Source organism: Clostridium muellerianum (genome assembly GCF_012926525.1).
GTDB lineage: Bacteria > Bacillota > Clostridia > Clostridiales > Clostridiaceae > Clostridium_AM > Clostridium_AM muellerianum.
In genome coordinates this window covers 115,753-131,128 of record NZ_JABBNI010000004.1, presented here as the reverse complement: position 1 = coordinate 131,128, position 15,376 = coordinate 115,753, and the positions used below count along the sequence as shown (strand labels likewise).

At 30.4% G+C, this 15,376-nt stretch carries 15 protein-coding genes; 14 read left to right on the top strand and 1 reads right to left on the bottom strand.

The features are described from left to right. Positions 1-151: 151 nt before the first annotated feature. The gene (ychF, locus tag HBE96_RS01665) at positions 152-1,252 is read right to left on the bottom strand and encodes a redox-regulated ATPase YchF (RefSeq protein WP_169296035.1); all 1,101 of its coding nucleotides are present in this window, start codon (positions 1,250-1,252) and stop codon (positions 152-154) included. Positions 1,253-1,838: 586 nt separating this feature from the next. On the opposite strand from ychF, the gene mraZ reads away from it, so the two are divergent. The 14 genes from mraZ to HBE96_RS01595 all read left to right on the top strand — a co-directional run bounded on the left by mraZ (position 1,839) and on the right by HBE96_RS01595 (position 15,374). Further along, the gene (gene mraZ, locus HBE96_RS01660) at positions 1,839-2,267 is read left to right on the top strand and encodes a division/cell wall cluster transcriptional repressor MraZ (RefSeq protein ID WP_169296034.1); all 429 of its coding nucleotides are present in this window, start codon (positions 1,839-1,841) and stop codon (positions 2,265-2,267) included. A gap of 24 nt (positions 2,268-2,291) precedes the next feature. Further along, positions 2,292-3,221 (top strand): 16S rRNA (cytosine(1402)-N(4))-methyltransferase RsmH, encoded by a 930-nt coding sequence (rsmH, locus tag HBE96_RS01655; RefSeq protein ID WP_169296033.1) that lies wholly within the window; start codon positions 2,292-2,294, stop codon positions 3,219-3,221. 27 nt (positions 3,222-3,248) lie between these two features. Beyond that, positions 3,249-3,737, top strand: coding sequence for a hypothetical protein (locus HBE96_RS01650; RefSeq protein WP_169296032.1), 489 nt, complete (start codon positions 3,249-3,251; stop codon positions 3,735-3,737). Between the two features lie 59 nt (positions 3,738-3,796). After that, the gene (locus tag HBE96_RS01645; RefSeq protein WP_169296031.1) at positions 3,797-5,986 is read left to right on the top strand and encodes a stage V sporulation protein D; all 2,190 of its coding nucleotides are present in this window, start codon (positions 3,797-3,799) and stop codon (positions 5,984-5,986) included. A gap of 82 nt (positions 5,987-6,068) precedes the next feature. Then, on the top strand, positions 6,069-7,526 hold the full coding sequence (locus HBE96_RS01640; protein WP_169296030.1) for a UDP-N-acetylmuramoyl-L-alanyl-D-glutamate--2,6-diaminopimelate ligase: 1,458 nt from the start codon (positions 6,069-6,071) through the stop codon (positions 7,524-7,526). Positions 7,527-7,696: 170 nt separating this feature from the next. Further along, a complete protein-coding gene (locus HBE96_RS01635; RefSeq protein ID WP_169296029.1) occupies positions 7,697-9,085 on the top strand; it encodes a UDP-N-acetylmuramoyl-tripeptide--D-alanyl-D-alanine ligase in 1,389 nt (462 codons plus the stop codon). 11 nt (positions 9,086-9,096) lie between these two features. Continuing rightward, the gene (gene mraY / locus HBE96_RS01630) at positions 9,097-10,050 is read left to right on the top strand and encodes a phospho-N-acetylmuramoyl-pentapeptide-transferase (RefSeq protein ID WP_169296028.1); all 954 of its coding nucleotides are present in this window, start codon (positions 9,097-9,099) and stop codon (positions 10,048-10,050) included. 55 nt (positions 10,051-10,105) lie between these two features. Continuing rightward, the gene (gene spoVE, locus HBE96_RS01625) at positions 10,106-11,218 is read left to right on the top strand and encodes a stage V sporulation protein E (protein ID WP_169296027.1); all 1,113 of its coding nucleotides are present in this window, start codon (positions 10,106-10,108) and stop codon (positions 11,216-11,218) included. A 141-nt stretch (positions 11,219-11,359) separates the two neighbouring features. Then, positions 11,360-12,130: a cell division protein FtsQ/DivIB gene (locus tag HBE96_RS01620; protein WP_169296026.1), complete on the top strand. Its 771-nt coding sequence runs from the start codon at positions 11,360-11,362 to the stop codon at positions 12,128-12,130. 12 nt (positions 12,131-12,142) lie between these two features. Continuing rightward, positions 12,143-12,853, top strand: coding sequence for a DUF881 domain-containing protein (locus HBE96_RS01615; RefSeq protein ID WP_169296025.1), 711 nt, complete (start codon positions 12,143-12,145; stop codon positions 12,851-12,853). Between the two features lie 123 nt (positions 12,854-12,976). After that, positions 12,977-13,318 carry a DUF1290 domain-containing protein gene (locus HBE96_RS01610; protein WP_169296024.1) on the top strand — a complete coding sequence of 114 codons (342 nt, stop codon included), beginning with the start codon at positions 12,977-12,979 and terminating at the stop codon, positions 13,316-13,318. A 10-nt stretch (positions 13,319-13,328) separates the two neighbouring features. Continuing rightward, positions 13,329-14,057: a DUF881 domain-containing protein gene (locus tag HBE96_RS01605; protein ID WP_169296023.1), complete on the top strand. Its 729-nt coding sequence runs from the start codon at positions 13,329-13,331 to the stop codon at positions 14,055-14,057. 175 nt (positions 14,058-14,232) lie between these two features. Beyond that, positions 14,233-14,895: a YggS family pyridoxal phosphate-dependent enzyme gene (locus HBE96_RS01600; protein WP_169296022.1), complete on the top strand. Its 663-nt coding sequence runs from the start codon at positions 14,233-14,235 to the stop codon at positions 14,893-14,895. Between the two features lie 14 nt (positions 14,896-14,909). Then, the gene (locus HBE96_RS01595) at positions 14,910-15,374 is read left to right on the top strand and encodes a cell division protein SepF (protein WP_169296021.1); all 465 of its coding nucleotides are present in this window, start codon (positions 14,910-14,912) and stop codon (positions 15,372-15,374) included. Positions 15,375-15,376 lie beyond the last annotated feature (2 nt).

The following is a 15,376-nucleotide window of genomic DNA, read 5'->3' as shown; positions in this document are numbered from 1 at the left end:
TTTATACTAATAAATTTAAAGCTTGCTTTGCGTTAGCAAAACAAGCTTTAAAATAAATTAGTTTTCTGACGTAAGGAAGAAAACTTACCTTCATTGTCTTTTGCCCTCTGTCAATTGTCCTCTAAATAATGCTTTGCATTATTTTCATATTTTAAACATTAAATCTAAAATTAACAATGTCACCGTCCTGCATGATGTAATCTTTTCCTTCAAGTCTAAAGAAGCCTTTTTCTTTTGCAGCAGCTTCACAGCCGCATTCTACAAGTTTATCATAAGATACTATTTCAGCTCTTATAAATCCTCTTTCAATATCTGTATGAATTTTTCCAGCAGCTTTAGGTGCTTTTGTTCCATTTTTTACAGTCCAGGCTCTAACTTCTTGAACACCAGCAGTTAAAAAGCTCATAAGACCTAGTAACTTATAACTTGAATGTATTAATTTATCAAGTCCGGCCTCATCAAGCCCATATTCTTGAAGCATTTCTTTTTTCTCATCATCTTCAAGAGTGGAAAGCTCTTCTTCTATTTTAGCTGAAATAACTATTACTTCAGAACCTTCTTTAGAAGCATAGTCTTTAACTTTTTTTACATAGTCATTTTCTAAGTTTCCGGAAATCAAGTCATCTTCAGAAATATTTGATACGTATAATACTGGCTTTGTTGTAAGAAGAAAATATCCTTTAACAATTTCATTTTCATCTTCAGTTAGCTCTAAAGTTCTAACTGGGTTACCATCTTCAAGATGTTTTTTTACTTTAAGCATTAGTTCATATTCAGCTTTAGCTTCTTTGCTGCTTCCGCTTTTAGCAAGTTTAACAATTTTTTCAATTCTTCTATCCATTACCTCTATATCTGAAAATACAAGTTCTAGATTTATAGTTTCAATATCACGAATAGGATCTATGGATCCATCCACATGAACTACATTAGGATCATTAAAACATCTCACTACATGAACTATAGATTCAACTTCTCTTATGTGTGATAAGAATTTGTTTCCAAGTCCTTCTCCTTTACTTGCTCCTTTAACTAACCCTGCTATATCATAGAATTCTATAGCTGTATATACTTTTTTCTTAGAATTATACATTTTTTCAAGAACATCTAATCTTTTATCAGGAACACTAACCACACCTACATTAGGTTCTATGGTGCAGAAAGGATAATTAGCAGACTCAGCTCCAGCTTTTGTTATAGCATTAAATAAAGTACTTTTACCTACATTAGGTAATCCTACGATTCCAAGTTTCATTTATGTACATTCCTTTCAATTATTAAATTATAAAAAACTTAAATTTTTCCTATTAAATTATACCCTACAAGAGAAGGTATTTCAACCTGACAAAGGCTATGATGATTAAGGATAAGTTTATTTTTAAGAGGACAGAGGACAGAGGACAATTGACAGAGGACAGTGAAGGATAATTTTTCTCCGTTACACTACGAAAAATCTTTAATTAAATTTTTAATGGCTCATTTCGCTAAAGCGAAATATTGCTGCTTTAAAAATAAATTAGTTTTCTGACATAAGGAAGAAAACTTACCTTCATTGTCCTCTGTCCTCTGTCAATTGTCCTTTAAAAGGTTGTATACTTTATTCAAGATTATATGGAATTAAGTGGTAATATGACTTTTATTGTAGTTGATTTAGGTACCATTTATTGGAACATTAAAGGAGATGTTATCGAATAATAGTGAAAAATAATTTTAATTCCCTTAAAAAAATAATTAAAATTATTTTAGACAAAGAAGGAATTTTTATGTTAATATAGAATATGTAAAATTAGTGGTTAAAAGTGGAGCAAAGTGGAGTAAATAACCCAATAGAGGTGTAAAAAATGTTTATAGGGGAGTATGAACATGCATTAGATAATAAAAATAGAATAATCATACCCTCTAAGTTTAGAGAAGAGCTTGGAAGTAAGTTTATACTTACTAAAGGACTAGATGGTTGTTTGTATGCTTATCCTTCAGATGAGTGGAGAATGCTTGAAAGTAAATTAAGGAAACTTCCTTTAACTAGTAAAAATGCACGAGCTTTTGTTAGGTTCTTTTTTTCCGGTGCTAATGAAATGGAACTGGATAAGCAAGGAAGAACTTTAATTCCACAGAGCCTTTTAGAATACGGAGAGATAAAAAAGGAAATAGTAAGTATTGGAGTGTCTAATAGATTAGAAATATGGAGCAAAGAGAGATGGATACAGTATAATAGTTCAAATATAGATTTTAATCAGATTGCAGAACAAATGAGTGAGCTTGGAATATAATATAAGTCGGAGGTAGGTTTGTAGATGGAATTTAAACATGTATCAGTATTGTTAGAAGAAACTATAGAATCATTAAACATAAAAGAGGATGGAATATATGTAGATGGTACTTTAGGAGGAGGAGGACATTCATATGAAATACTTAAAAGGTTGTCTTCTAAAGGTAGACTTATAGGAATAGACCAAGATACATCTGCATTAGAAGCAGCAAGTGAAAGATTAAAGGAATTTAATAATGTAACATATGTACATAATAACTTTTATAATATAGATGAAATTTTAGAGGAACTTAATATAGAAAAAGTAGATGGAATTATGATGGATCTAGGAGTATCGTCTTATCAATTAGATGAGGCTGAAAGAGGCTTTAGCTACATGAAAGATGCGCCTCTAGATATGAGAATGGACAGAGACAGTGATACTTCTGCTTATGACATAGTAAATCTTTATAGCGAAGATCAGCTTTACAGGATAATAAAGGAATACGGTGAAGATAATTTTGCTAAAAGAATAGCAAAATTTATAGTACAGAAAAGAGAAAAATTTCCGATAAAAACTACATTGGAACTTGTAGATATAATAAGATCAGCAATACCTGCAAGGTTTCAAAAAGATGGTCATCCTGCTAAAAGGACATTTCAGGCTATAAGAATAGAAGTAAATAAAGAATTGCAAATATTAGATAAGGCTGTAGAGGACAGTATAAATCGTTTAAACAAGGGAGGAAGGTTATCTATTATAACTTTCCATTCATTAGAAGATAGAAAAATAAAGGTTAAATTTAAACAGTTAGAAGATCCTTGTACATGTCCACCAGACTTTCCTATATGTGCATGTGGAAAAAAACCTCTTGTAAAAATAATAAGTAGGAAGCCTATAGAACCTTCCAAAGAAGAAATAGCTAATAATTCAAGAAGTAAGAGTGCAAAACTAAGAGTGGCTGAGAGAATATAGTTCTAAAAAAAGTGTGAGGTGAATAAAGTGATAGTGGTAAATAAAGATAATATTGTATCAGGAAATACTGTTCTCCAACCTGAATATGTGCCTTACCTGGAAGAAAAGGAAAAGGAAGATTTAAAAAGAAAAGCAAAGGAAAAGAAACTAAGGCAAAAAAGATTAAAAGGTAAGATTAAAACAATAAGAAATATTAGTTTAGCTTTTACAGTAGGAGTATTACTTGTAGGTAGATATTGTGTAATTTATAATATGCAGCAGCAGTTGAATTCTATAAATAAGAATATAAATCAAGTAAATAGAGATAATGAAAATCTAAAAGTAGATTTAGTTAAATATAATAACATTCAATATATAGAAGATTCTGCAATTAATAAATTACATATGATAGCTCCGGATAAAGGTACAGCAGTACAAGCAGATTTGGATAAGGAAGTTATAAAATCTTCCGATAAAAAATCAGAAAACCAGGTTCCTAAAGGTGTGTGGAACAAAATTACTAAGATGTTATTTTAATTAACATCAGTGTATTATTAAACTTTTTAAGAAAGCAATGTTTTACGGGGGGAAAATTATTGAATAAAAAGGAATACAGAGATAAAGTTATCATAAGAAAAAGGATGATGATAATTTTTGGTTTTCTTTTTATAACATTTTTATTATTGCTTGGTAGAATGACTTATGTTATGGCTTATGAATCTGCTAAATTAAAAGCTATTGCCATAGATCAATGGACAAGTGAAGTAAAAATTGAAGCTAAAAGAGGTAGGATTCTTGATAGAGGTGGTCATGAATTAGCTGTAAGTGCTAATGTTTATAGAATAGATTTAGATATGAATACCTTAAGAGATACCATGAAAGAGAAAAATTTATCTAAAGAGGATGTGGCAAATAGGTTATCTTCTGCTTTATCTATGGATAAAAATAAAATAACTAAAGTGCTTAATAAAACTTTGCCGGGAGGGCTTCCGCTTGGATCTGCTACATTAAAAAGAAGAGTTGAAAAAACAGAAGCTGATAATGTTAGAAGTTTAAATTTAAGAGGTATTTTGGTATCTGCAGATACTAAAAGGTATTATCCAAATAATAATTTTCTTTCACATGTTATGGGACATACAAATTCTGATGGAAATGGGCTTACGGGAGTAGAACTTTATTATAATAAAGAACTTTCAGGAATGCCAGGTATGAGAATAGCAGAAACTGATAAGAAAAGTAAAGAATTTACCAATACTATTTCTGAGTATACTAAACCTATAGACGGAGAAGATGTAGTTTTAACTATAGATGAGACAATACAGCATTTTTGCGAAAAGGCTGCGGATCAGGCTTTAAGTGATAATAAAGCAAAGGCAGTTACTATAATGGCTATGAATCCTAAAAATGGAGAAATTCTTGCCATGGTAAACAAACCGGATTATAATCCGAACAGTCCCTGGATTAAAGATAAATCTTATGATGAACTTCAAAAGTTATGGAGAAACAGAGCAGTTAATGACGCTTTTGAACCAGGATCTATATTTAAGGTTATAACAGCAACAGCTGCTTTAGAAGAAGGAGCTGTTAAAGAAAGTGATAAGTTTTCATGTTCAGGAAGTATTACCATAGGTAAAAAAGTTATACATTGTTGGAAGAGAGGTGGACATGGGGAACAAGTCTTTACCGACATATTAAAAAATTCTTGTAATGTAGGCTTTGCCCAATTAGGAAAAATGATAGGTAAGGAAAATTTAAATAAGTATATAAAAAAATTTGGATTCGGACAAAAAACAGGCATAGATTTACCAGGAGAAGCTAAAGGAATTGTAAAAAAAACTAACAGTATAAGTGATATTGATTTAGCTACCATATCATTTGGACAGGCCAATACAGTATCAGGAGTTCAGTATCTAACAGCTTTTAATGCAGTTGCAAATGGAGGAACTTTAATAACACCTCATGTAATGAAAGAAATATCACATTATGATGAAAAGAGTAGTAGCGAAATAGTAGATAAAAAGTTTGATATATCAGGATCTAATAGTAGAAAAATTGTAGATTCAGATAAAGTGGCACAGCTTAGAGGTTATCTTGAAAAAGTAGTTGCAGAAGGTGGAGGTAAAAAAGCTTTTATAGATGGTTATCATATAGCTGGAAAAACCGGAACAGCACAAAAAGCTGGGGCTGGTGGATATCAACAGGGAAAATATATAGCATCTTTTGCAGGTATGGCACCAGCTAGTGATCCTAAAATAACTCTTTTTGTATCTATAGATGAACCTGATCCATCTAATTATTATGCAGGACAAATATCTGCACCAGTAGCAAAGCAAGTATTTAATGATATATTCAATTACCTAGCTATTAATAGTGATGCTAGTAGTGAAGATATAAAGAAAAGTATGTTAAAAGATGTAATAGTTCCCGATGTAAGAGGTATGAAAAAAGCTGATGCTGAAAAGGTGCTTAAGGAACACAATTTAACCTATGAATTAGATTCAAATGGAGATTATATTATAGATATGAATCCTAAACCAGGTTATACAGTAAAAGAGGAAAGTAAAATTGTACTTTACACGGGAAACACACAAAACTATAATAAAGTAGTATCTGTTCCTGATGTTAAAGGACTAAGTTCTGAAAAAGCAGTAGCTGTGTTTAATGGTTTAGGTTTGAAGGCAGACTTTAATGATGAAGGAATAGTGTCAGATCAAAGTATTGAACCAGGAAATGAGGTACAAAAAGGAACGGTAGTAAAACTTGACACTGACATATTAGGAGATTAAAATATTAGGCATGCAATACATAAATAAGCTATATGTGTTGCATGCCAATACTATGTAAAAATAATTAAAGAGGGGTGTTTTTATGAACTTGAAAAATATACTAAAAGGAATTAAGTATGAATTAATAAATGGCAGCGATGACTTAGATATAAAAGAGATTCAGTATGATTCTAGAAAGGTAAAAGGTGGGGATCTATTTGTATGCATTGAAGGATATAGTACAGATGGACATAAATATATAAATGATGCAGTAAATAGTGGAGCTACTGCTATTATCTGCAGCAGAAATATAGAAAACATTCCTAATTGTACAGTCATAAAAACTGAAGACACTAGAAAAGGGTTAGCTTTAGCTTCAGCTAATTATTATGATCATCCTTCAGATAAATTGAAGGTGATAGGAATAACAGGTACAAATGGAAAAACTACTTCAACATTTATGATGAAATCTATTTTAGAAGCTAAAGGATATAAAGTTGGACTTTTAGGTACTATAGCTAATTATATTGGAGATAAAAAAATACCAGCTCATAGAACTACACCTGAGTCCTTAGAGCTTCAAAAATTATTTGCAGAAATGGTACAAGAAGGAGTTAATTATTGTATTATGGAGGTATCATCTCATTCGTTATATTTAGATAGAGTATATGGAGTAAAATTTTCTCAAGGAATATTCACTAATTTGACAAGAGATCATCTAGATTTTCATAAGACCTTCGAAAATTATTATAATGCAAAACTTATATTGTTTAAAAACACTTCAAGCTCGATTGTAAATATAGATGATGATTATGGTGAAAGAGTATATAAAGATTCTGAAGGAAAAAAGACATCTTATGCTATAGATAAAGATGCGGATGTTAAAGGTAGTAACTTACACATGCATTCTAGAGGAGTAGAATTTGATATAACATACAAAAATGAAACTCAGCATATAAATTTAAATATACCAGGAAGGTATAATGTTATGAATGCTCTTGGTAGCGCAGCAGCATGTTTAGGAGAAGGAATGAGTCTTGCAGCTGCAAAGCAGGGGTTAGAAAGTATGCTGTGTGTACCTGGAAGATGTGAAATAGTAACTAAAGATTATAATTTAGGCTATGAGGTTATAGTTGATTATGCACATACTCCTGATGGACTTGAAAATATACTAAAAACAGCAAGAGAATTTACAAAAGGAAAACTTATAAGTGTTTTTGGATGTGGAGGAGATAGAGATAATACGAAAAGACCTATTATGGGAAAGATAGGTACAGAATTAAGTGATAAAGCGGTTATTACTTCAGATAACCCTAGAACTGAGGATCCTATGTCTATAATAAAAGAAGTTGTAGCAGGTGTAGAAAAAGATAATTATGTTGTGGTAGAAAATAGAAGAGAAGCTATAAAAAAGGCTATGGAGATGGCTCAAAAAAGTGATGTTATAGTGGTAGCTGGAAAAGGACATGAAGACTATCAAATATTAAAGGACAAAACTATTCACTTTGATGAAAGAGAAGTAATTGCAGAAATTATAGAAGAATTGAATAAGATATCTTAAGAGAAATAATAAGCGGAAGGTACGACAGATATTTTTTATCAGACAAGGAGATAGGTTCTATAGATAGTTATTTTATCAATAGGTTCTGTGGACGTAGTATGATGGAAAATATCCTAGTATACTGACTAGTTATTTTTCTGAAGATGTCCATATAGAAGGGGTGTTTACAATTGGAACATATGACCTTTAGTGAAATAGTTAATGCAGTACAAGGTCAAGTTGTATTACAGGGTGACTATGACAATTTTAATGAAATAAGTACAGATACAAGGAAAATAGGAAAAGGTAATATATTTATAGCATTAAAAGGAGAAAATTTTAATGGAAATGAATATATAGAAGCTGCCAGCAGTAAAGGTGCTGTTATATGCATTATAGATGAAATTAAATATAAAGAGGATAAAATAGAAAAAGGAACTACAATAATAAAAGTTAGAGATACAAAGAAAGCGCTGCTTGATTTAGCTAAGGCGTACAGAAGCAAACTAGGTTTAAAAGTAATAGGTATAACAGGATCTAATGGAAAAACTTCTACCAAGGATCTGTTAGCGGCAGCATTAAGTTCTAAGTATAAGGTATTCAAAACTGAAGGGAATTTTAATAATGAAATAGGACTTCCATTAATGATATTCAAACTGGATAACAGTTATGATATAGCAGTACTTGAAATGGGAATGAATAACTTAAATGAAATTCACAGAATGGCAGAAGCTGCAAAACCAGATATAGCTTTAATTACCAATGTAGGAGTAAGCCATATAGGTAACCTAAAAACAAGAGATAATATACTAAAGGCAAAGCTGGAGATTACAGACTTTTTTAATGAAAAGAGTATTTTAATTATAAATGGAGATAATGATCTTCTTTCTAAGGTGCAAAGTAGTAAATTTTCTATATGCAAAACTGGAATGGAAGATAGTAACGATTTTAAGGCTTCTGAAATAGAACTTAAAGAAAGTTTTGTAGAATTTAAAGTAGAGGAAAATGGCAAAAAACACAAAGAAGTATTTCATGTAGAAATACCAGGAAAACACACAATATCAAATTCATTACTAGCTATAGCTTGTGGGAAGATATTAGGTATGGAATATGAGGATATAAAAGAAGGCTTGAAAAATCTTCAAACAACTGCTATGAGAATGGATATTATTAAGGGTAAGAATTTTAATATATTAAATGATTGTTATAATGCTAATCCTGATTCAATGAAGGTAGCTATAGATGTACTAAAAAATATAGATTCTAACAGAAGAATAGCTGTACTCGGAACTATGGGAGAACTTGGAGAGGAATCTTGTAAGGCTCATAAAGAAGTAGGTGAGTATGCAGCTAAAAATGGAGTGGACTTACTTTTGACTTTTGGAGAATATAATAAAGCTTTTGAAGAAGGTTTTAAAGTTAATAATAAATCTAAATATAAAGCTTTTGGTGATTATAGTGAAGGTGTAAGATATTTAGTAGATGAATATTTAAAATCAGGAGATACAGTTTTGGTCAAAGCTTCAAGGTCTATGAAATTTGAAAAAATAGTAGAAGAACTTAAGAAAAATAACTTATAGGAGGTTATAGGGTGGATAGATTAATTTATTCAGTATTAGTTGCATTTTTTATATCAATATTAGAAGGTCCTATTATAATTCCAATATTACATAAACTAAAATTTGGACAGAGTATAAGGGCGGAAGGACCTAAGAGTCATCAAAAAAAATCAGGAACACCTACTATGGGAGGAATAATATTCATACTATCTTCATTTATAACTATGGCTCTTGTAGCAAAGAAGCCAGGTGACGAAGCAATGATAGCTTTATATGCTTTTGTAGCCTTTGGAGTAATAGGTGCATTAGACGATGGACTAAAGATTATACGTAAGAAAAATTTAGGATTAAGGGCTTATCAAAAAATGATATTACTTTTAGGGGTATCAGGATGTTTTGCATATTATGCTGCTAAAAATCCGGATATAGGTACTTCTATAATAATACCATTTGCTCATATAACATTTAACCTTGGATGGTTTTATATTCCGTGTATAATTTTCTATTTTACAGCTACTACTAATGCTGTAAATTTAACAGATGGTTTAGATGGATTAGCAACATCTGTTACATTATTAGTTATGACTTTCTTTGCATTATTAAGTCTTGCCATGGGACACTATACTTTATCAATATTTTGTGGTGTAGTTGCTGGTGCACTTTTAGGTTTTTTAAGGTATAATGCTTTTCCAGCAGGAGTTTTTATGGGAGATACAGGCTCTTTAGCTTTAGGTGGAGCAGTAGCAGCAGTAGCTTTGATATTAAAATTACCATTATTGGTTATAATAGTGGGTGGAATATATGTAATGGAAACAGTATCTGTAATTCTTCAAGTAGCATCTTTTAAACTTACAGGAAAAAGAATATTTAAAATGAGTCCAATACATCATCATTTTGAATTATCAGGCTGGCACGAAACTAAGGTCGTTTCCGTTTTTTGTATTGTTACTGTAATATTGTGCTTGGTTGCCTTTTTGTCTTTATGATTTAAGTTGTTAAGAGTTTAGTCTGATAAAAGTAATTGTCTAGGAGGATATAGGAATGAATAAACCCGGTAGTAAAATGGGGCCTATTGATTTTGTACTATTTTCAACTGTAATGCTTTTGGTAGCTGTTGGCGTTATTATGGTTTATAGTGCCAGTTCCTACAGTGCATATTTTAATCCACACATAAAAGATAGCACTTTTTACTTAAAAAAGCAGGCAGGAGCAGCTTTAGTAGGAATTTTATTTATGTTTATTACTATAAGGATGGATTATCATAAAATAAAGAAATATACAAAAATAATTATGATAGTTACTGTAGTGCTTTTATTAGCAGTGTTTGCTTTTAAACCAATAAATGGAGCTAGAAGATGGATACAGATAGGTGGATTACCATCAATTCAACCTTCAGAGCTAGCAAAGTATGTTGTAGTGCTTTACCTGGCTAAAAGCATAGAAAATAAAGGAGAAAAGTTAAAGACGCTTTTATATGGGGTTGTACCTTATCTTATAATATCTGGATTTTATGCAGGTATGGTACTAGCAGAAAAAAATTTAAGTATAGCCTCAGTAATAATGATAGTTACATTAATAGTGCTTTATGTAGCAGGGGCTAGAAAATCTCACATGTTTGGTTTAATGGGACTGGTATCCTTAGCAGGAATAGCAGGAATAGCATTTGAGCCATATAGGTTAGATAGGTTTAAGAGCTTTTTAGATCCATGGAAGGATCCTAAGGGTGATGGGTATCAGTTAATACAATCACTTTTAGCATTAGGTTCTGGAGGAATATGGGGTATGGGTCTTGGAAGATCAAGGCAAAAATGCTATTACATACCTGAGCCTCATAATGATTTTATATTTTCTATAATTGGAGAGGAACTGGGACTCATAGGCTGCACAATTATAATTACATTATTTATTATCCTAATATGGAGAGGAATAGTAACAGCAGTAAGGGCTAAAGATACCTATGGAACTCTTTTAGCTACAGGAATTACATCAGTTATTGCAATACAGGCAATAATAAATATAGCTGTTGTCACTGGTTCTATGCCTGTAACAGGAGTACCTCTTCCTTTTATAAGTTATGGAGGGTGCGCGCTAGCAATCAATTTAATGGCTATGGGAATACTTTTAAATATATCTAGACAAAAAGAATATGAATAAAATTGTAGCATTGCAAATAGCAATGCTACAATTTATGTAAGGCACATTCAATAAAAATTTAATGAAAAATTTAATGAAATTAATTTAACGAAGTGTTATTATATATATATCTTATAAAAAATTGAGGTGGATTGATATACTATGGCTTTAACTTCTCCAAAAACAGGAAATGAATTGATTTTAAGAAGGAGAAAGAGAAAAAGAATAAAAAAAATACTTATGCTGTTTATTTTGCTAGTATCAGTGTGTGTTACATTATGTTTAAAACATCCGTACTTTAGTATAAAGGCTATTAAAGTAGTTGGAAATAGAAATATTTCTTCTAGAGAAATTATTAATTTATCAAATGTGTACAAGGGTAATAATATATTTTATATAAATATTAAAAACGGAGAAAATAATATTTTAAGCAATCCATATATTTCTGAAGTGCAGATAAAAAGAAAGTTGCCAGCTTCCGTGGAAATAAACGTAAAAGAGAGGGAAGCTTTATTCTATAATGTAAAAGATAATAAGTATTTTGTAGTAGATAAAAATGCAATCCTCCTTCAAAAAAGAGACGAAATAAAGGGAATGAATTTAATTAAACTAGAAGGTTTCGAATATGATAAAAGCGAAATTGGTAAAATATTAGAAAATGATGATAAATCTAAAATAGATATAGTAACTGATTTGGGAAACATTATTTTAAATAGTAAAAATTCAATGGGAATTACCTCTATAGATTTAAGCAATACTGTGGATTTAAAAATGTATTTTAACGATATGTGTGTTAAATTAGGTAGAAGAGATAATTTGGATAAAAAAGTTAATGAAGCTTTAAATGTAATTAGTAGTAGAGGACTTAAAGGTGCTAAGGGATATGTAGATGTAAGTTTTGATGGTAACCCTGTATTCTTTATTCAAAAGTAGGAGGAGGAAAAAATGGGTAAGATTAAGGCTCAAATAACTGTTGCTGTAGTATTAGGCATATTGGGATTTATGCTTTCATATCAATTTAAGATGATTTTGAAACAGGATAAAACACTAAATTTAAGTAATAAGAATGGTACAGATGTTACTGTTGAAATTGAGCAATACAAAAAACAAAAGAAGGAACTGGAAGGTAAAGTAAATGATCTTCAAAATCAAATTAAGAACTATGAAAATGCAGCAGCAGGTAAAAGTGATGCTACAAAGAATCTTTTAAAAGAGTTAGAGGATACAAGAATATTTACTGGTTCTACAGATGTAAAAGGTCCTGGTATAACAATTTACATTACACCAGATGCTAAAATTTTTGGGAATAATGTAGAAGATCATATAACTGATAAACATTTAGTATATTTAGTAAATGAATTAAAGTTTGCAGGAGCGGAGGCTATATCAATAAATGATACAAGAATACTTTCAAGGACAGGTATAAGAGCTGCTGGAAATTATATTTTAATAAATGATGAAAAAATATCTCCATCTAGAAGAATTGTTATTCAGGCTATAGGAGATAAAAACTTATTATATGGAGATATGAGTTTTCCAGAAGTTTTTTCTGATTTCAAAGGTTTGTGCGATGTTAAGTTTGAAAAATCAGATAATATTCTTATTAAAAAGTATAATAAGACTTATAAATTTGAATATGCAAAACCAGTACAATAGTAAGCATAATGCTAAGCAAGGATTTGCAATATGCTTATATTAAGAAAGTTAGATAGTTATTTACAAATACAAGTAATATAAATGATTAGATTAAGTATATAATTATTTGGGAGGATGGTTAAAGTGATTGGCTTTATTGGACTCATAATAGGAATAATTGTTGGCATTGTTTGGAAGGTAAATATTCCAGATCAATTTTCTCCATATATGTCTGTAGCAATACTTGCTTGTTTGGATTCTGTATTTGGTGCAATAAAAGGAAGTTTATCAAAAAAGTTTCAACCGGATATATTTATTTCTGGCTTTTTTGGAAATGCAGTATTAGCAGCAGCTCTTGCATATTTAGGTGATAAAATGGGAGTGCCTATATATCTTGCAGCAGTAATAGTATTTGGCGGTAGAATTTTTGATAATTTTGCTACAATAAGAAGATTATTAATAGAGAAGGCTAGAAATCGTCAATGAGGTGAGATAAATGAAAAACAATGAAGCTAATACTTTTGTTTTTATAGCCTCAATAATTATAGGTGTATTAATATCTATGAATATTAGTTTTACGAGAACTACAGATAGAGTTTTTTTAAGTGCGAAGCAATATCAAGATTCGTATAATTATAAGAATAAGCTCTATAGCGATATAGTAGGACTTATGCAGCAGTATAAAAAATACAATTCTAAGCTTTTAAAGTATAAAAGCAATGAGGAAAGTGAAGAACAAGTTACTGATGGCATAATTGAGGAACTAAATGAAAATAATATTTTATTAGGAAAAGTTCCACTGCAAGGACAAGGGATAAAAATAAGTTTAAACGATGCTAGTGTGAGCGATATAGAAAATTCCATTGGATTTGAAAAGAAATTAAGACTAGTTCATGATATGGATATTATGCAAGTGATAAATGACTTAAAGAACTCAGGTGCAGAAGCTATAAGTATAAATGGTCAAAGAGTAATAGATAAAACAGAAATATACTGTAGTGGTGCTTTTTTAAGAATAAATGGCATTAAAATGATGGCTCCTTTTACAATTTATGCTATAGGAAACAAAGAAGTCTTATATAATTATATGCTAGCAAATGAAAATTATTTAAAAAGCTTAATAACAAGAAAGTTATCAGTAGATATAGAGCAGTTGGATAACTTAAATATTCCAGCATATACAGGGGAACAAAAAAAGGAGTTTTTAAGCAGTAAAAATGAATAATGTTGTTTAGTGTAGTCTAAGTGTTTAATGACATGTTATAATTAATTTAATTTTAAATTTAATTTGTTGAAGGATTTTTCGATTTTATGAAGAATATATATGGAGAATGTGTTTTATACCATGAAAATTACATAAAATTACAAGTTCAATTAGACAGTAAAAGGAGACGATGAAATTGTCAATTGAAGAAAATGTGAAAATGATAAAAAATACTATAGAGGAAAAAGTTACTTTAATAGCAGTTTCAAAAACTAAACCTGTTGAAGAAATAAAAAAAGTATACGATATAGGAATTAAAGACTTTGGAGAAAATAAAGTTCAAGAACTTGTAGATAAATATGATAAACTTCCCAAAGACATAAAGTGGCATTTAATAGGCCACCTTCAGAGAAATAAAGTGAAATATATAGTAGGAAAAGTTGACCTTATTCAATCACTAGATAGTGTAAGACTTCTACAGGAAATAGAAAAGCAATATTCCATCAAGGATGAAATAGCTAAAGTTCTAATCCAAATAAATATAGGTAGAGAAGAAAGCAAAACAGGTATTTTATTGGATGATTTAGGAGAATTATTAGAGCAATGCGAAAGCTGTAATAATGTAAAGGTTAAAGGACTTATGGCAATTATACCAAAAGGAACAGAAGAAAGTTGTAAGTGCTATTTTATGAAAATGAAAAACATTTTTGAAGACCTAAAGAAAAAAAGTTTTAAAAATATACAGATGGATATTTTATCCATGGGTATGAGTAGTGATTACTTAATGGCTTTACAAGAAGGATCAAATATGGTAAGAGTAGGGCAAGGTATATTTGGAAAAAGAAATTATAATATTTAAGGAGGGCAAATTAAATGTCAGGTAAAGTTATAAGCAAGGTTATGGGTTTTTTGGGACTAGAGGATGATTTGGAAGAAGAAATAGAAGAAACAGAAGAAAGAAGACAGGAAAAAGCAGTTAATGATACAACTCCAGTAGAACCAATTATATCCAGCACAAAGAGACAAAATAAGGTTGTAAGTATACATACAACTATTGCTGCTAAAGTAAAAATAGTGAAACCTACTACTTATGAAGAAGCAGCAGATATTTGTGACGAGCTAAAAAACAGAAAAATCGTAGTTATAAATACTACAGGATTAGAATCAAGAATAGCTCAAAGGCTCTTAGATTTTATGGGAGGAGCAAGTTATGCTCTAGGTGGAGATTTGGAAGAAGTAGAAAGAGGTGTTTATTTACTGTCACCAGCGACGGTAGAAGTAAGCAATGATTTCAAAAGTGAATTGTCAAACAAAGGGATTTTTGGCTGGAATAAGTAATA

Excerpts from the sequence above, each read along its gene's own strand:
- ychF (WP_169296035.1), bottom strand. The coding sequence starts at position 1,252 with ATGAAACTTGGAATCGTAGGATTACCTAATGTAGGTAAAAGTACTTTA.
- mraZ (WP_169296034.1), top strand. The coding sequence starts at position 1,839 with ATGTTTATAGGGGAGTATGAACATGCATTAGATAATAAAAATAGAATA.
- rsmH (WP_169296033.1), top strand. The coding sequence starts at position 2,292 with ATGGAATTTAAACATGTATCAGTATTGTTAGAAGAAACTATAGAATCA.
- HBE96_RS01640 (WP_169296030.1), top strand. The coding sequence starts at position 6,069 with ATGAACTTGAAAAATATACTAAAAGGAATTAAGTATGAATTAATAAAT.
- spoVE (WP_169296027.1), top strand. The coding sequence starts at position 10,106 with ATGAATAAACCCGGTAGTAAAATGGGGCCTATTGATTTTGTACTATTT.
- HBE96_RS01620 (WP_169296026.1), top strand. The coding sequence starts at position 11,360 with ATGGCTTTAACTTCTCCAAAAACAGGAAATGAATTGATTTTAAGAAGG.
- HBE96_RS01615 (WP_169296025.1), top strand. The coding sequence starts at position 12,143 with ATGGGTAAGATTAAGGCTCAAATAACTGTTGCTGTAGTATTAGGCATA.
- HBE96_RS01605 (WP_169296023.1), top strand. The coding sequence starts at position 13,329 with ATGAAAAACAATGAAGCTAATACTTTTGTTTTTATAGCCTCAATAATT.
- HBE96_RS01595 (WP_169296021.1), top strand. The coding sequence starts at position 14,910 with ATGTCAGGTAAAGTTATAAGCAAGGTTATGGGTTTTTTGGGACTAGAG.